This is a genomic window from Streptomyces sp. HUAS TT7 (assembly GCF_051550175.1).
Lineage (GTDB): Bacteria > Actinomycetota > Actinomycetes > Streptomycetales > Streptomycetaceae > Streptomyces.
In genome coordinates this window covers 6,853,540-6,870,405 of the sequence record NZ_CP196175.1, presented here as the reverse complement: position 1 = coordinate 6,870,405, position 16,866 = coordinate 6,853,540, and the positions used below count along the sequence as shown (strand labels likewise).

Genomic DNA, 16,866 nt, shown 5'->3' with positions numbered 1-16,866 from the left:
ACAGCACCCGAGGGGAGCGGCGGAAGCGATGACCGATCGGATTCACCCGGGCCAGGGCCCCGGAACGGCGGGGCCAGGACCCGATGGAGCTGGATTCACCTATCACGGAGCCGAGCCGGAACTGATCGTCGTCGCGCGGGCCGAGGCCCGGTTGCGCGTCGGCGCCGAGGGCATCCGCTCGGCTTCCGGGGCCGACACCTCGGCTCTCTCGATGTTCCTCGCCGATGAACAGATCGCCCTGGAGCCGCTGTTCGGCCGCGAGGAGCGACTGGCCCAGGTCCCGCAGGGCACCGCCCGCGAGGCGCTCCCGGACCTGTCCCTCTACTACCGGGTACGCGGTGGCGGCGAGCGGGTCGCGGAGCTGAGCGCCCGGCTCGCCGCGCTGCCCGAGGTCGAGACGGCGTACGTGAAGCCGGGCGCCGTGCCCGCCTCGATGACGGGACGCGACGAGGAGACCATCAAGCGGCTGAAGGAGGGCGCCCCCGCGACGCCCGACTACACCGGCCGGCAGGGCTATCTGAACCCCGCACCCGAGGGCGTCGACGCCTACTGGGCGTGGCTGCGCCCGGGCGGTTCCGGCGAGGGCGTCACCGTCATCGACGTCGAGGGCGCCTGGCAGCTGGGCCACGAGGACCTGGTGGAGAAGCTCGCCGGGATCGTGGTCGGCAACCCGGTGCAGGACGTGGCGTGGCGCAACCACGGCACGGCCGTGCTCGGGGTCATCGGCGGCGACCGGGACGAGAAGGGCGTCACCGGGATCGCCCCGGAGGCGGTCACGGCGGCTGCCTCGTTCCAGGGCATCGGCACGGCGGCGGCGATCCACGCCGCGGCCGAGCGGCTCTCGCCCGGCGACATCGTCCTGATCGAACTGCACCGCCCGGGGCCGAGGTTCGACTTCCAGGACCGGGACGACCAGGCGGGCTACATCCCGATCGAGTGGTGGCCTGACGACTTCGCGGCGATCCGCTGGGCGACCGCGAAGGGCGTTCTGGTGGTGGCGGCCGGCGGCAACGGCGGCGAGAGCCTGGACGACGCGCTGTACGAGCGGCGGCCCGAGGGGTTCCCGCAGGACTGGCGCAACCCGTTCAACCCGTCCAACCAGTCCTCGGGCGCGGTCCTGGTGGGCGCGGGCGCCCCGCCGCCCGGCACGCACGGCCGCGACCACGGCCCGGACCGCTCGCGGCTCGCGTTCTCCAACTACGGCGCCCGCCTGGACGCCCAGGGCTGGGGCCGCGAGACCACCACGACCGGCGGGTTCTGGGACCGGGCGGGCGACCTCCAGGGCGGCGCCGAGGAGATCGCCTGGTACACGGACACGTTCTCCGGGACGTCGTCGGCCTCGCCCATCGTGGTCGGCGCCCTCGCCTCGCTGCAGGGCATGCTGAAGGCCACCGGGCAGGACCCGATGACGCCGGAGCGGGCCCGTACGATCCTGCGGTCGTCCGGTTCCCCGCAGCAGGACGCGCCGGGCCGCCCCGCCTCGCAGCGCATCGGCAACCGGCCCGACATCAAGGCCGCGGTGACCCGTCTGATGCCCTCGACGGTCGGCACCGGCCAGGCCGAACGGTACTGGGACGAACTGATCCCGTACCCCCATGAACTGCCCCCGAGGCTCCGGCTGTTCGTGGCCGGGGCATGGCGCAACCTGAACAACCCCGCGCCCGAACTCCGCCAGGCGGTGCACTCCGCCTTCGCGGCCGGACGGCCGGACATACGGGTCTGGTTCTCGGACGACGAGGTCGTCGGCCTGGTGGTCGCCGGCTGAGTCTCCGGACACCGGACAGCCAACGGAACTCACAAAAGGGAAGGTGACACCCGCATGAGCACCACCCCGCAGATGAGCCAGCAGCACCAACAGCAGCAGTACGGTCAGCAGATGACCCAGCAGGGCCCCAGCACGTCCCCGCCGCAGGGCTTCGGCCAGCAGCAGGGCTACGGCCAGCAGGGCTTCACCCCGCAGTACGGCCAGCAGGGCATCGGCCAGCAGCTGCCGCCGCAGATCCAGCAGCAGCTCCAGCAGCTCGGCCAGCAGCAGCCCTACCAGCAGCTGCTCCAGCAGATGGGCGGCCAGCAGCAGACCATCGGCCAGCCGCTCGTGCTGCCGGCCGCGGTCAACAGCGCCGCCCTGGTCAGCGGCATCGCCACGAAGTTCTGGGACGTCGTGACCCCGCTCCCCGGCCAGCCGTCGATCCTGTACTTGTTCATCGACGGCAACTGGCGCCAGCTCGCGAACCCCAACCCCGTCACCCATGACGAGGTCCAGGAAGCCTTCGCGTTCGGGCAGCAGGTCATCGGGTTCTACGACAACACCAACAGCGTCATCCAGGCGATCGTGGTGAACAAGCAGTAGGGCCAACTCCCGCACAGAGGGCGCCGGGTGGGCACGTCCCCGCCCGGCGCCTGCCGTGTGTCTAGGCGCAGCTGAACCTGGCGCCGGCCCAGTCCCCGTGGTCGCCGGACTTGGAGTTGTCGGTGTCGGTGATCTTCAGGTGGACGTGCCGGGCGCCGCCGAGCGGCACGTCGACCGGCACGGTCGCCGACGCCCCGGTCACCTTCGGCGAGGTCCACAGGACCTTGCCGTCCGCCTCGACGGAGAAGGTGACCTCCCCGTAGCCGTTGATCTCGTCGTCGATGCCGGCGTCGGCGGTGAAGGCGGTGCACCGCCCGCCGGTGTAGACCTCGATGTCGGAGTCGGCGTGGGCGCCGATGCCCTTGGCGTACGTCTTCCCCGCGAGCGTGAGGGTGTGGCCGTCGGCCGCTCCCGACTCGCCGTTGGAGCGGTCGCGTTCGGGCGGCCCGTACCCGTTGGCCGACGTCAGCCAGACCATGTCGCCGGCCCAGGTGTCGGCCGCGGGCGGCGCGGGCATCACGGAGACCGCGATCCGCTGCTCCGAACTCCCTTGGTTCGACGTTGAGTTGACATTCAGCGTGACCTCGCCGGGCTTGGCGTCCCTGGCTGGAGCGACGCCCACCTCGACGCGCCGGGTCGTGCCCGCCGGGATCCGGTCGAGCGCGGCGGCCGGGGTTACGGTCCACCCGGCCGGCGCGTCGAGGGACACCCGGACGCCGGTCGCGTCCTTGGTCCCGGCGGTGACGTCCACGGCCACCTTGCCGGGCGCACCGGCGCCGAGTTCCTGCCCGGCGGGCGCGGCCAGCGTGACCCGGTCGCCCGGGGTGCGGCCGCCGACGGCGCTCGTGTCCTTGAGCGTCACCTCGAACGCCTTGTCCGTACGCAGGCTCGCGGTCTTCACCACGACCACGCCGCCCCGGTCGCCCTGGTCGTAGAACCAGCCGGTGGCGGCCTTGTCGTACGCGGCCTTCGAGCCGAGCCGCGCGAGCTGCCGTCCCTGGACCTCGACCCCGGCGGGCGCGCTGCCCGTGTGCAGGGTCAGCTCGTAGGGGCGGGCGGTCTGCTTGCCCTTGAACTCACCCTTGCCGGCGCCCACTTGGACACGCACATCGCCCGAGCCGCGCTGCGGAGCCGAGACGTCGACACGCTGGGTGGCGAAGGCGCCGGTCCGGTCCGCCCGCGTCACGCCGTCGTCCTCGTACAGCTGGAAGGAGGAGCGTCCCTGCGGGTAGATGTCCCAGGCCAGCGGCGAGTTGGCGGTGCGGTCCCGGTAGGAGCGGATGCCGGGCCACATCGGGACGGCGGCGCCCGCCTTCACGAACAGCGGCAGCGTGTCGAGCGGCGCGCTGTAGTGGTCGACGGAGGTCGGGCCCTGGTAGGTGCGCCCGCTCCAGTAGTCGATCCAGGTTCCCTTGGGGAGGTAGATCCCGTTGCGTACGGTCGTGTCCTGGTAGACCGGCGCGACCAGGAAGTCCTCGCCGGACAGGAACTCGTACTCGGCGGCGTCGGTGGCCGCCTTCGGGTCGTCGGGGTATTCGAGCGCCAGCGGGCGGACGGGGCCGATGCCGGTCTTCGTCGCCTCGTGGGCGTAGGAGTACATGTAGGGCAGCAGCGACTCCTTGAGCTTGAGGTAGCTGCGGTTGATGGAGGTGTACGGCTCCCCGTACTGGTAGGGCTGCTTGTCGCTGGCGGCCCAGCCGTCCATCGTCATCACGGCGGGCAGGAACGACTTCCACTGGAGGTCGCGCGTGTATGTCTTCGGGCTGCCGCCGAAGATGCCGTCGATGTCGCCGCTGGTGTAGGCGAGGCCGGACAGGGTCGCGCCCGCGTACGTCGGGATCTGCCAGCGAATGTTCTCCCAGCTGCCCGACTGGTCGCCGGACCACTGGACGCCGCAGCGCTGCGCGCCGGACCAGCTCTCCGGGGCCCAGGTGAAGCCGCGCGCGTCGCTGTTGGCCTCGATGCCCTGGTAGGCGGCCTTGCAGCCGTCGAGCGCGTGCTTGTATCCGTCGCCGACCCAGGCGACGTCGAGCTTGGCGACGCGCTGGCCCGCCTTGACCTGGTCGGCGAGCTTGTCCAGGCCGTCCTCGGTCCACAGCCCCATGTGCATGGAGTCGTTCTGCAGGCCCTTGGCCGTCTCGGCGAGCTTCTCGTATCCGCAGCCGTAGCCGTCGTTGACGAGCATCCAGCCGCCCGGCATGTCGTGGGTCTTGTACGCGTCGGCGACCTTGAGGGCGTCGAGGGTGTGGCGCTCGCCGCGGTTGGCGTTGTGCAGATAGCAGTCGGAGTCGCCGGGTTCGAGGCCGTAGACCGGTGGCAGGAACGGCTTTCCGGTCAACTGGGTGTAGTCGCCGATGACTTGCTTGGCGTCGCCCGCGAAGTAGTAGGCGTCGAAGCGCTGTTCCTTGGCGCTCGCGGTGACGGGCTGCCCGAAGACGTACGTGTTGGGGGCGTAGGTGTTGCGGAAGACACCGTAGCCGGCCGTCGAGAGGTAGAACGGGACGGAGTTGGGATGGCCTCCGTCGTTCCAGTTGTCGTCGACGCCGACCTGGACCGTCTGGTCGCGGTGCGAGGTGTTGCCCCGGCCGTTCTGCATGCCGCCGCCGTAGAACTGCTCGGTGGCGCCGCGCGACAGGGTCTGGGTGGTGGTGTCCTTGGTCCAGCTCAGCGGCTTGGTCTCGGTCCAGAGCTGGGTGCCGTCCGCCTTGTGGAGGGCGAAGCGGAGCGGGGACTTGAAGGCGCGCAGGGTGACCCTGTCGGTGCTCAGCTCATAGCGGTCGCCCTTGTCCTTCCAGCGGGCGGCCGGGGGCTTGCCCTGCGGCAGGACGATGTCGGCGCCGGTCGGGTCGGTGAACTTGCCGTCCGGGGCGAGTTCGATGCGGAAGGTGTCGGCGGTGACGAAGCTGACGCGGGCCTCGGCCGCCCCCGCGTGCAGCTTGAAGACGGAGCCCGCGGCGGCCTCGAAGCCGGTCACGTCCCCTACGGAGGTGTCGGCGGGCGCGGCGGCCTGCGCGCCGCCGGGCCCCGCGAACACCGCGAGCAGACCGAGCACGGCCGCACCCGCGAGCGCCACTCTCGTGCGTATTGGTGATTGCATAGAGCGTGTTTAGCGCACAAACGAGCACTGGACCATGGGGCGGACCCAGGAAAAACGAAACCGCCCCCGGACTCACGAGGAGTCCAAGGGCGGTGCGGACAGAGCCGGTTGGTGCTGTCCGGTGAGGGGCCCGCGCCTAGAGGGCGACGCCGAGGAGGGCGTCGACCGTACGGGAGACGAGACCGGGGGCGGCCTCGTCGGTGCCGCCTTCGGCGTCCTGGCGCTCGGCCCAGCGGTCCACCGCGGCGAGCGCGGCGGGCGCGTCGAGGTCGTCGGCGAGGGCTTCGCGGACCTGCTCGACCAGCGCGTCCGCGGACGGCCCGTCGGGCCGCGACACGGCGGCCCGCCAGCGCCCGAGGCGCTCGACGGCGTCCTCGAGCACCTGGTCGGTCCACTCCCAGTCGGCCCGGTAGTGGTGGGCGAGCAGGGTGAGGCGGATGGCGGCCGGGTCGACGCCGTCGCGCCGCAGCTTCGAGACGAAGACCAGGTTGCCCTTGGACTTGGACATCTTCTCGCCGTCCAGGGCGACCATGCCGGCGTGCACGTACACCTTGGCGAAGGGGTACTCGCCGGTCAGCGCCTGGGCGTGGGAGGCGCCCATCTCGTGGTGCGGGAAGATCAGGTCGGAGCCGCCGCCCTGCACGTCGAAGCCCATACCGAGGTGGTCGAGGGCGATGGCGACGCACTCGATGTGCCAGCCGGGGCGGCCACGCCCGAGGGAGGCGCCGTCCCAGCTCGGCTCGCCCTCGCGGGCGGCCATCCACAGCATCGGGTCGAGCGGGTTCTTCTTGCCGGGCCGCTCGGGGTCGCCGCCGCGCTCGGCGGACAGCGCCTTCATGGCGGCGGCGTCGTAGTGCGAGACCTCGCCGAAGTGCGGGTCGCTCTCGACGGAGAAGTAGATGTCCCCTTCGAGCTCGTACGCGGCTCCCGCGTCCCGCAGCCGTTCGACGAGCGGGACGATCCCGGGTATCGACTCGACCGCGCCGATGTAGTGCTTCGGGGGGAGCAGGCGCAGGGCGGTCATGTCCTCGCGGAACAGCGCGGTCTCGCCCTCGGCGAGCTCCACCCAGTCCTTGCCGTCGCGGATGGCTCGCTCCAGCAAGGGGTCGTCCACGTCCGTCACGTTCTGGACGTAGTGAACCTGCCGCTTGGTGTCGAGCCACACGCGCTGAACGAGGTCGAACGCGTTGTAGGTCGCCGCGTGACCCATGTGGGTCGCGTCGTACGGGGTGATCCCGCAGACGTAGATACGGGCGACGGGACCGGGGTCGAGGGTGACTCGGCCGCCGGTCGCGGTGTCGTGGATCCGGAGGTCGCGGCCCTTGCCGGGCAGGGCGGGGACCTCAGAAGCGGGCCAGGCATGCATGTCTTGAGCGTAACCGGACGCGGGTTCCGGATACGAACCGGACCCCGCGCTTGGCCGAATAGGCCCTCTTGCGCCACCGGGATCGGGGGTGCTAAGCCCCCACCCTGCTGGGGCTCCGCCCCAGACCCCGTTCGCGCCTAAAGGGCGCTCGTCCTCAATCGCCGGACAGGCTGAGGATGCCAGCGCGGCCAGGATCGATGCCGCTAGGGGGCGCGGGGAACTGCGCGACCAGCCACACACGACCCGCAGCAGACCGACGCCACATGTACCTCACCCCGCCCCATCCCCCGGCAGGTTTCGGGAAGGGGCGGGGTGGGGGACACTCTCAGACCGGCGGCCACGGAATGGCCGGCCACTCTCCGGAGGGGGCGGGGTGAACCCCGGCCGACAGCAGCGCGGCAACCCGCTTCCGCACCGCATCCACCTCCGCCGAAGTGATCAGCCCGCCCAGGCGCACGGCAAGCGGCTCCAGGGGTCGAAGGGCCTCGGCCAGGCCCTTCAAGGCGCCCACCGCCTCCGAGGTGAGCGGCTCACCCGCCCACCCCCACAGCAGCGTCCGCAACTTGTCGTCCACGTTGAACGTGACCCCGTGATCGATCCCGTACAGCCGCCCGTCGGGCCCGGGCAGCAGATGCCCGCCCTTGCGGTCCCCGTTGTTGATCACCGCGTCGAGCACCGCGAGCCGCCGCAGCCGTGCGTCGTCCGCGTGCACGAGCAGCGCGGTGCGGCCCTCGCCGACCTCCGCGAGGGCGACCGCCTTCCAGCCCTCGGCCGGCTCCTCGTCGTCGACGAGCGCGAGCAGCCCGGAGTCCCCCTCGACCGGCTCGATCCACAGCTGGACCATGCCCTCGCCGTAGGGTCCGTCGCGCAGCACGGTGGGCGGCACGAGGTCCCAGCCGGTCGCCTGCGACACCTCGTACGCCGCGACCTCGCGCTGGGCGAGCGTGCCGTCGGGGAAGTCCCACAGCGGCCGCTCCCCCGCGACGGGCTTGTAGACGCATTCCGCGCTGTCGTCCCCGTACGCGACGGAGCAGTACAGGACCGCGTTGGACGCCTCACGGATCCGCCCGAGGACGGTGAGCTCACCCTTGGCGAGGAGCTCGGCGGAGGTCAGGCTCCGCGGCGGTATCCGTTCTGGCGCGGGCATACGTGTCCTTCCGGGTCGAGCGGCAGGCTGCACAGCGGGCACGGCGGCCGGCCCGCGTTCACGACGTCGAGCGCGCGCTTGGCGAAGGCCCGGGCCTGGGCCCCGGTCAGGCGCACCCGCAGCATCGGCGGGCCGTTCTCCTCGTCCTGGAGCATGCGCTCCTCGGCCTCGGCGAGGTCGTCCTCGGTGTCCGCGTCGAGCTCGACCAGGGCCTGCGCCTCGATGATCATGCGCTGTTCGTCGCCGTCCCAGGCCAGCGCCATGGTGCCGACCCGGAACTCCTCCTCGACGGGCGAGTCGAGGGGCGCGGTGTCCGTGACGTCGGGCGGGGCGACGGCGGGCACAGGAGCGTTTCCTCCGGTCCTGCGCACGACCTCGTCGAGCAGTTCGTCGATCCGCTCGGCAAGGGCTGCCACCTGGGTCTTCTCCAGGGCGACGCTGGTGGTGCGGCTGCCCGCGGACGCCTGGAGGAAGAACGTACGGCGCCCGGGCAGCCCGACCGTGCCGGCCACGAAACGGTCCGGCGGGTCGTAGAAGAACACCTGACGGGACACGTTCTGGTCTCCCTAGTTCGGAGTTGGAGCAGCGGTTTTCGGCGCGTCCACCCTACTGCGCGCGGCGATCACGGTGCTCCCGCACCGCCACCGACCTCGGCCTGTTCGTCCGCGGCTTTCTCGCGCGGGGCCAGCGAGGCGAGGTCGCCGGTGTCCCCGAGGCGTACGAGGAAGGGCCGCAGGCGGGTGTAACGGATGACGGTGAGGGAACACGGTTCCACCGAGATCCGCTGGAAGAGGTCGAGATGCATGCCGAGGGCGTCCGCCACGATCGACTTGATGATGTCGCCGTGCGAGCACATGGCGTACACCGCGTCGGGGCCGTGCTCGGTCTCGATCCGGGTGTTCCAGTCCCGTACCGCCTCGACGGCGCGGGCCTGCATGGCGCGCATCGACTCGCCGCCGGGGAAGGCCGCGTTGGAGGGGTGTTGCTGCACGACCTCCATCAGCGGTTCGGTGGAGAGCTCGGAGAGTTTGCGGCCCGACCAGTCGCCGTAGTGGCACTCGCCGATCAGGTCCTCGGGGTGCAGCGGCAGGCCGGGGCGGGCGTCGAGCAGCGGCTGCACGGTTTCGCGGCAGCGTTGCAGCGGGCTGGTGACGACGGCGGCGAGGGAGACGGAGGCGAGCCTGGCGGGCAGGGCTGCGGCCTGGGCGCGGCCGCGCTCGTCGAGGGCGACACCCGGCGTCCAGCCGGCCAGCACCCCCTCCGTGTTGGCGGTGGAACGTCCGTGGCGTACGAGGATCAGCGTGGCCATGCCCGCCAGCCTAGGCGCCCGGCCGCCCTCGGGTGCGGGCGGCTCCCGATCAAGGGACAATGCCCGCAATGATCGTCGACTGTGCCATCTACCGCGAGGGGCGCCGCACCGAGGGCCCGACGGACTTCTCGGACGCCCTCGACCAGGCGCGCGCCATCGGTGACAGCTTCCTCTGGCTGGGCCTCTACGAGCCGACGGAAGACGAATTCGAGCTGGTCAGCAGCGAGTTCGGGCTGCACAGGCTGGCCGTGGAGGATGCCCTGAAGGCGCATCAGCGGCCGAAGCTGGAGGTCTACGACGACTCGCTGTTCATGGTTCTGAAGCCGGTTGTGTACGAGCCGCACAGCGACACCGTGACCTCCGGCGAGCTGATGCTCTTCGTGGGCGACTGCTTCGTGGTGAGCGTCCGGCACGGCGAGGGCGCCCCGCTCAAGGCGGTGCGGCGCAGGCTGGAGGCCGAGCCGGAGCTCCTCAAGCACGGGCCGACGACGGTCCTGTACGCGGTGAGCGACGCGGTCGTCGACCACTACACGGACGTGGCGGCGGAGCTCCAGACCGACCTGGAGGAATTGGAGGCGCAGATCTTCTCGCCGACGGGCGGCGGCGACACCAAGAACACCGCCTCGCGGATCTACACGTTCAAGCGGCAGCTCCTGGAGTTCCGCCGGGCGACCGGCCCGCTCGCGCAGCCCGTGCAGCGGCTCGCGAGCGCGGGCGTGCCGTTCGTGAACGCCAAGTCGCAGCCGTTCTTCCGCGATGTGGACGACCACCTGATGAAGACCAACGAGGCGGGTGGAGGGCCTGGACCGGCTGCTCTCCGACATCCTCTCGGCCCATCTCGCCCAGGTGAGCGTCCGCCAGAACGACGACATGCGGAAGATCTCGGCGTGGGCGGCGATGGCGGCGGTTCCCACGATGGTGGCCGGCGTCTACGGCATGAACTTCGACCACATGCCGGAGCTCCACTGGTGGTGGGGCTACCCGGCGGTGATCCTCGTGATGGTGGTTCTCGAAATCTCGCTGTACCGGCTGTTCAAGCGCCGGGGCTGGCTGTAGGTCAGGCGAATCCGGGCGCGGGGACGGCGGGGCCGCCCAGGGCGTCGCGCCGCTCGGGCATGGTCAGGCTGACCATCCGCCGCCACCCGCCGAGCCGTTCGTAGGCGTACACCGCGTGGATGCCCGCCGCGAGGACCGCCGCCTTGGTGCGCGGCCAGGCGAGGATCCGTCCCATGTGGGCCATCACGGCGAGGCTGACGTCGCGGTACACGCGGATCTCGGCGAGCGCGCACTCGCGCAGTACGCGCTGGATGGTGGGACCGTGTCCGGCCCGGGCCAGGCGCAGCAACTCCTCGTGGCAGTACGCCAGATGGTTGTCCTCGTCGTCGGAGATCATCCGCACCGCCCGGCCGATGTCGGGGTTCGAGCCGAAGTGTCTGCGCAGGAGTTCCATCTGTTCGGAGGCGCGCTGCTCAGTGACCCGGCTGTGGGCGAGGTAGACGACGACGTCCCGTTCGGTGAGCGGCGCCTCGCCCCGGAGCTGTTCGTGGCCGAGCCCGATGCCGTGCTGTTCGAGCAGCATCGTGTAGTCGGTGTCGGGCGGTACCTCGACGGGGCTCAGGCAGCGCCTCTTCAGCAGCGCGTTGAAGATCCGCCCGTGCTTGTCCTCGTCGGCGCCGTGCCGGGCGACCTTGGGGGCGAGGTCACGGCAGCTCCGGGGCAGGAGGGCGGCGATCCGGCCGTTCTCCCAGCCGCCCTGGGACTCGCCGCTGGCCGCGATGGAGCAGAAGAGCCGGAACGACTCGTCGTGGTCGAGGATCTCCTGGAACAGGCTCTTGGCCGAGAGCATCGCCGTACCTCCGGGGTGCGCACAGTGACCATGCGGAACCGAGTCAAATGCGGCGAACCACCGGCGGCAACAGGGGTCGGGCCCCACTGGGCCGAACGAAGGAATGTGCGGTGCCCACATCGCCGTAACCGGGCGGCGTGTCGGGGCGTTGTCAGACATGACGGCCGTGGCGGGGAAGACCCCCGAGCCCCCACCACGGCCGCAGTGACAATCTCCTTGGACGATCCCCTCAGGCGAGGCCCGCGCGCTCCAGCGCCTCGGTGCCCGCGCGCAGCGAGGCGAGCCGCTCGTCGAGCGTGAAGCCGGCCGGGGCCAGGGTCAGCGTGGTGACGCCGGAGGTCGCGTACGCCTGCATCCGGTCGGCGATCCGCTCGACCGAGCCGAGCAGCGTGGTCGAGTCGATGAGCTGCTGCGGCACCGCGGCACCCGCGCCCGCCTTGTCGCCGGACAGGTACTTGTCCTGGATCTCGGCGGCTTCCTTTTCGTACCCCATGCGCTGGGCGAGCTGATTGTAGAAGTTCTGCTTGCGGCTGCCCATGCCGCCGACGTACAGCGCGGTGTACGGGCGGAACATGTCGGCGAGTGCGGGGACGTCCGCGTCGGCGCCGAGCGAAATCGGCAGCGTCGGGCAGACGTCGAAGCCCTCCATGGTCAGGCCGGCCTTCTCGCGGCCCGCGCGGATGTGGGAGATCGCGGTGGCCTCGATGTGCTCGGCGGCAGGGAAGATCAGCAGCGCGCCGTCGGCGATCTCGCCGGTCTGCTCCAGGTTCTTGGGGCCGATCGCGGCGATGTAGAGCGGGATGTGCTCGCGCTCGGGGTGCACGGTCAGCTTGATGGGCTTGCCGGGGCCGCCGGGCAGCGGCAGCGTCCAGTGCTCGCCCTCGTAGGAGAGCCGCTCCCGCGTCATCGCCTTGCGGACGATCTCGACGTACTCCCGGGTACGGGCGAGCGGCTTGTCGAACTTGACGCCGTACCAGCCCTCGGAGACCTGCGGTCCCGAGACGCCTAGGCCCAGGCGGAAGCGGCCGCCGGAGAGGGAGTCGAGGGTGGCGGCCGTCATCGCGGTCATGGCGGGCTGGCGGGCCGGGATCTGGAGGATCGCGGAGCCCACGTCGATGCGCTCGGTCTGGGCGGCGACCCAGGCGAGGACGGTCGGCGCGTCCGAGCCGTAGGCCTCGGCCGCCCAGCAGACGTCGTAGCCGAGCTTGTCGGCCTCCTTGGCGACGGCGAGGTTGTCGCCGTCCATTCCCGCGCCCCAGTAGCCGAGGTTGATGCCGAGCCGCATGGCCGAATCCCCTTACTCGTCGGGACGCGTACGTACGCGTCCGGTCTCGCGTCTTACTGATGAGTAACGTTCCTGTGCCGGGGACTCTAGCGCGCGTGGGCGTGGTGCGGCAGGGCAGAGTTGTCCACAGGCTCTCTCCCCGTGGGCCCTTGGCCAGTAATCTCAGCGCCCATGGAGCAGAGGCATCTCGGCCGCACGGGCCTGCGCGTATCCCGGATCGGGCTCGGCACCCTGACATGGGGCCGGGACGTCGGCGAGCAGGATGCCGCCGAGCTCCTGAAGGCGTTCTGGGAGGCGGGCGGCACGCTGGTCGACACGGCGGACGTGTACGGCGGCGGGGACGCGGAGTGCCTGCTCGGGCAGCTGACGGAGCGTCTGGCGCCGCGCCGGGACCTGGTGATCGCGACCAAGGCGGGCAGCGTGCCCGACCCCGACCGCCGCTTCGACGGCTCGCGCGGCCATCTCCTCGGCGCCCTCGACGCGTCTCTTGAGCGCCTCGGAACCGACTACGTAGACCTCTGGCAGGTGCATGCCTTCGACTGCGGGACGCCGCTGGAGGAGACCCTCCAGGCCCTCGACATCGCGGTCAGCAGCGGGCGGGCGCGCTATGCGGGCATCTCCAACTTCAGCGGCTGGCAGCTGGCCAAGGCCGCGACCTGGCAGCTCGCCGCGCCCGGGGTGCGCACCCGGCTCGCCAGCACCCAGATGGAGTATTCGCTGCTCCAGCGCGGGGTGGAGCGCGAGGTCCTGCCGGCCGCCCTGGACCTGGGGGTCGGCCTGCTGCCCTCGTCGCCGCTCGGCCGGGGCGTGCTGACCGGGAAGTACCGGCACGGGACGCCGGCGGACTCGCGCGGCGCGTCGGAGGGGCTCTCGGCGTTCGTCGCGCCCTACCTCGACGAGGCGGCGAGCCGGATCGTCGACGCCGTCTCCATAGCGGCCGACGGACTCGCCGCGACACCCCTTCAGGTGGCGCTGGCCTGGGTGAGGGACCGGCCGGGAGTGGTGGCGCCGATCATCGGCGCGCGCAACGCGCAGCAGCTCGCGGCCGCATTGTCAGTGGAGGCCCTTAGTCTTCCTGACGAGATCTGCCAGGCGCTCGACGATGTGTCGGCGCCCGTGCACCGCTATCCCGATCAGGACTGGAGCACGCTGTGACTGCGCTTCCCCAGGGCTCGGCCCCTGGAACCACGGCCGACGAATCCGCCGAGGCGGAGGTGGCGCCCGAGCCCGCGGAGGGCATCGCCGCCGGCGACCCCGCGGTGGATGGCGCTGACGCCGCAGGCGCCTTGGGGATGGCGACCACCGACGCGACCGAGCCGGAATCCGCCGGCGACTCCGAGACGCCCGCCGCAAGGACCCAGGAGCCCGAGCCAGCTGCCGAGGATGCCGAGCCCGACGGCGAGACGGGTACCGCTGACGCAACCGCCGAGGAGTCCGAGTCCGCCGCCGGTTCCGAGGCCGCCGACACCAAGGCCCCCGAGATCTCCGAGGCCGCCGCCGAGCTGGCGGCTCAGCGGGAGCTGCGGGCCAGGATCGAGCGGCGCAAGGCGGAGAAGGAGGCTCCGATCCCGGCCGGCACCAAGCTGAGCGGGCAGGCGGCCGACCTTCTCGCCGCCGTACGGGCCGTGGAGAGCGGCGAGAAGCCGGGCGCAGCGTTCTTCGACGGCCCGACCCCCGCCCCCCGCAGACCCGCCCCCGCCCAGCCGTCCGCTCCGGTGCGCCCCCGGGCGCCCGAGCCCGCCCAGGCGCCCGCCACCTCGGCCGAGGCCCTCGCCTCCGTACGTGCCGTGCTGACCCGGGGTGGCGCGCCCGAGGCGCTGGCCGCGCAGGTCACCGGCGCCCTCGGCGAGCAGGCGGCCGAGCGGCTCGGCGCGGACCCCTGGCAGCTCCTCGCGGTGCCCGGAGTGCGGCCCGAGCAGGCCGACGGCTTCGCCCGGGCGCTGCTCGGCGCCGAGTGCCGGCCGGACGACGAACGCAGGGCGGCCGCGCTGGTCGGCTGGATCCTCGAACAGGCCGCCGTGCAGGGGCATACGGCCCTAACGGCCGACGCCGTGCGCAAGGCGCTGGCCGCTCGCTCCGTTCCCGATCCGGACGAGGCGGTGCAGCAGGCCATCGCCGAGGGCGTGGTGCTGGTCTTCCAGGACGGCCTGGCGGACGAGCCGGAGCCCTCCGAGGATGCCGAGGACGCCGAAGAGGCGGCCGAGCCGGTCGAGGTGCTGCTCGGGCTCGACCGGTACGCGCTGGCCGAGGAGAGCCTGGCCGACGGGCTCGCCCGGCTGCTCAACTCGCCGGTGCGGGACGACGGTTCTGTGTGGCCGGAGGGCGGCGAGCTGGTCCGCGCGGTCGCGGGCAGCGGCCTGGTGGCGCACACCGGCGGCGAGGCCGCGCGCGCCGAGTCGGCGGCGGTGGTGACGGCGGCAGCGGCGGCCGGACTGCGTGCCGCGGGCGCCGCGCACACCGCCGACGGGCAGCGCCGCCTGGCCCAATTGACCGGCCCGCTGGCCGCGTTCACGGTCGCCGGCCTGCTGTCCGCCGAGGGCCCGGGCCGGGACGCGGACGGCGCGCTCGCCCTCGACGTCCTGGTGCTGCAGGACGCGACACAGCTCGACGTGGAGACCGCGGCCATGCTGGTGGAGTCGCTGCCCGACGGCTGCCGGCTCGTACTGAGCGGGGACCCCGGAGTGCTCGGCGCGGCGGGAGCGGGCCTGGTCTTCCACGACCTGCTGGCCGCCCGGGTCTGCCCCGTGGTGGCATCAAGGCTGCCCGACCCCGGGCCGGTCGGCGAGCTGGTCTCGGGCATCGGCATCGGCGAGCTGAACCAGGTCGCGGCCCCCGGCAAGGAAGTCGTGATCGTCCCGGTGCGGGACGCGGGAGAGGCCGTGCACCGCTGCGTGCAGCTCCTGGCCGACTCGATCCCCCGGGCGATCGGCATCCCGCCCGAGCAGACCCAGGTCATCACCGTCGGCCACGGCGGCTCTGCGGGCACCCGCGCGCTGAACACGGCCCTGAAGCAGCGCCTCAACCCCGGCCCCGGCCGCTTCGGCGGCTTCGACCCGGCCGACAAGGTGGCGTACGCCGAGGTCCCGGGCCGCACCGTGATCGGCACGGTCGTCGGGGCGGACGCGGAGGGCCTGCGGATCGACTGCGCGGGCACCCCCGTCCTCGTACCGAGGGAGCGGGTCGAGTCCACGCTGCGGCACGGCTGGGCGCTGACCGCGCACCAGGCGGTCGGGATGCGCTGGCCCGCGGTGGTCGCGGTGCTGCCCGGAGACGCGGCGCAGGGGCTCAACCGGGCCTGGGTCTACACGGCATTCGGCCGCGCGGAGCAGCACCTGTCCGTCGTCCACGGCGTGGACCAGGCACTCCCCCGGGCCGTCGCGGAAATCCTCCCGGCGCCGCGCACGACCCGCCTGACCCCGCTGCTTCACGGCCTCCTGAAGACCGCCGAGTAGTACATCGCACCATGGCAGAGGCCGCGCACCCCTCTCGCGGGGTGCGCGGCCTCTGCCATGCGGCAGCCCGGTCAGGGGGCCGGCCGGAGGTCCTCCTCGTCGAGATCGTCCTCCAGCTCCTCCTCGTCGAACACGGCGCTCACATCGAAGCGGCACACCACGCGCTGCGGGTCGGCGTGGTCGAACGGCGTACTCAGCCACTCGCCCGGCTCCGGGAGCTCGTCGGCGGCCGACACCCACAGCGTGGAGTCGCCCTCCTCCAGGCCGAACTCCTTGTGCCGAGAGGCGATTTCGTCCGGTTCGTACTCGCCGAAGAGCACGCCGAGCGCGGCATGGATGCTGCTGCCGACGACCGGGGCCGTGCGCTCGCCCGCGTCCGGCTCCTCCGCCTCGGGGTCGAGATCGGTGATCCGCTGCGCCTGGGCGAGCAGTCGCTGGGGCTCGGCCACGGCGTAGTCGCGCCGGATGAGGACGCTGAGGGCGTTGGGTTCCTCGGGGCCCGCGTAGGGCGGCAGGGAGTCGTCGGCGCCGGGGATCTCGAAGGGAGTCACCTCGTCGTAGCGGTCGTAGAGCCGCTCGTCGTACGCCTCGGCGGCCGCCGCGAGCGCGTTGAACGCCTCGTACACGTCGGGGTCGTCGTCCCCCGTGCGGCGTTCGACCGCATCGAGGTGACGGTCCAGCGCGGCTTTGACCGCCTCGGCGGCGGCACGTACCTCGGCAGCGGTGGGCTGCGCAGCATCAGACATAGTGCAGACGCTATCCGTACCGGGCCTCTGCCCGCACAATAGATGCGATGCCGGAATACGAATTTGTCGACGTGTACGTCCCGCGCGGGGTGTCCCGCAAGGAGGCGACACGCCTGCTGACCGACCATGCCGAGTACGGACACTGGGAGTTGGACCGACTGAGTCTGCGCCGGGACGGCAGCCGCAGAGCGCGGCTGCGCAGGCGGATCATCCGCCAGGTGCGGGCCACATGGTGAGCCCGCGGTGATGACGGAGCGGGCCCCGCACA

Annotated in this window: 13 protein-coding genes and 1 pseudogene; 6 read left to right on the top strand and 8 right to left on the bottom strand. The window is 72.1% G+C overall.

Translation table 11 applies throughout. The features are described 5' to 3' along the window. Positions 1–28: 28 nt before the first annotated feature. Together ACSHXC_RS30910 and ACSHXC_RS30905 are read left to right on the top strand one after the other, a co-directional pair. Positions 29–1,765 carry a S8 family peptidase gene (locus ACSHXC_RS30910; RefSeq protein WP_438294708.1) on the top strand — a complete coding sequence of 579 codons (1,737 nt, stop codon included), beginning with the start codon at positions 29–31 and terminating at the stop codon, positions 1,763–1,765. Between the two features lie 54 nt (positions 1,766–1,819). Continuing rightward, positions 1,820–2,350, top strand: a complete 531-nt coding sequence (locus ACSHXC_RS30905; RefSeq protein WP_438294707.1) for a hypothetical protein — start codon at positions 1,820–1,822, stop codon at positions 2,348–2,350. Positions 2,351–2,411: 61 nt separating this feature from the next. Here ACSHXC_RS30905 and ACSHXC_RS30900 read toward each other — a convergent pair whose 3' ends face one another. The 5 genes from ACSHXC_RS30900 to ACSHXC_RS30880 all read right to left on the bottom strand — a co-directional run bounded on the left by ACSHXC_RS30900 (position 2,412) and on the right by ACSHXC_RS30880 (position 9,269). Continuing rightward, positions 2,412–5,447, bottom strand: a complete 3,036-nt coding sequence (locus tag ACSHXC_RS30900; RefSeq protein ID WP_438294706.1) for an NPCBM/NEW2 domain-containing protein — start codon at positions 5,445–5,447, stop codon at positions 2,412–2,414. 136 nt (positions 5,448–5,583) lie between these two features. Beyond that, positions 5,584–6,813, bottom strand: coding sequence for a cysteine--1-D-myo-inosityl 2-amino-2-deoxy-alpha-D-glucopyranoside ligase (gene mshC, locus ACSHXC_RS30895; protein ID WP_438294705.1), 1,230 nt, complete (start codon positions 6,811–6,813; stop codon positions 5,584–5,586). A gap of 325 nt (positions 6,814–7,138) precedes the next feature. Beyond that, complete coding sequence (locus ACSHXC_RS30890; protein WP_438294704.1) at positions 7,139–7,960, bottom strand: SCO1664 family protein; 822 nt, start codon at positions 7,958–7,960, stop codon at positions 7,139–7,141. Continuing rightward, on the bottom strand, positions 7,924–8,514 hold the full coding sequence (locus ACSHXC_RS30885; RefSeq protein ID WP_344375820.1) for a DUF3090 domain-containing protein: 591 nt from the start codon (positions 8,512–8,514) through the stop codon (positions 7,924–7,926). The genes ACSHXC_RS30890 and ACSHXC_RS30885 overlap by 37 nt, the downstream gene beginning before the upstream one ends. A 68-nt stretch (positions 8,515–8,582) precedes the next feature. Next, entirely contained in the window at positions 8,583–9,269 is a 687-nt protein-coding gene (locus ACSHXC_RS30880) for a histidine phosphatase family protein (protein WP_438294703.1), read from the bottom strand. Positions 9,270–9,337: 68 nt separating this feature from the next. Between ACSHXC_RS30880 and corA the strand changes: the two are divergent. Beyond that, positions 9,338–10,325 (top strand): annotated as a pseudogene (gene corA, locus ACSHXC_RS30875) (magnesium/cobalt transporter CorA). 1 nt (position 10,326) lies between these two features. Here corA and ACSHXC_RS30870 read toward each other — a convergent pair. Together ACSHXC_RS30870 and ACSHXC_RS30865 are read right to left on the bottom strand one after the other, a co-directional pair. Further along, positions 10,327–11,115 (bottom strand): ferritin-like domain-containing protein, encoded by a 789-nt coding sequence (locus tag ACSHXC_RS30870; RefSeq protein WP_438294702.1) that lies wholly within the window; start codon positions 11,113–11,115, stop codon positions 10,327–10,329. 229 nt (positions 11,116–11,344) lie between these two features. Beyond that, positions 11,345–12,400, bottom strand: a complete 1,056-nt coding sequence (locus ACSHXC_RS30865; RefSeq protein WP_438294701.1) for an LLM class F420-dependent oxidoreductase — start codon at positions 12,398–12,400, stop codon at positions 11,345–11,347. A 171-nt stretch (positions 12,401–12,571) separates the two neighbouring features. Here ACSHXC_RS30865 and ACSHXC_RS30860 point away from each other — a divergent pair, with 171 nt between their 5' ends. Next, positions 12,572–13,555 (top strand): aldo/keto reductase, encoded by a 984-nt coding sequence (locus ACSHXC_RS30860; RefSeq protein WP_438294700.1) that lies wholly within the window; start codon positions 12,572–12,574, stop codon positions 13,553–13,555. Then, positions 13,552–15,852 (top strand): helix-hairpin-helix domain-containing protein, encoded by a 2,301-nt coding sequence (locus ACSHXC_RS30855; RefSeq protein WP_438294699.1) that lies wholly within the window; start codon positions 13,552–13,554, stop codon positions 15,850–15,852. Before ACSHXC_RS30860 ends, ACSHXC_RS30855 begins: the two co-directional genes overlap by 4 nt. Positions 15,853–15,923: 71 nt before the next feature. Here ACSHXC_RS30855 and ACSHXC_RS30850 read toward each other — a convergent pair whose 3' ends face one another. Further along, entirely contained in the window at positions 15,924–16,598 is a 675-nt protein-coding gene (locus ACSHXC_RS30850; protein WP_438294698.1) for a hypothetical protein, read from the bottom strand. Between the two features lie 47 nt (positions 16,599–16,645). On the opposite strand from ACSHXC_RS30850, the gene ACSHXC_RS30845 reads away from it, so the two are divergent. Continuing rightward, entirely contained in the window at positions 16,646–16,834 is a 189-nt protein-coding gene (locus ACSHXC_RS30845) for a DUF5703 family protein (RefSeq protein WP_438294697.1), read from the top strand. Positions 16,835–16,866 lie beyond the last annotated feature (32 nt).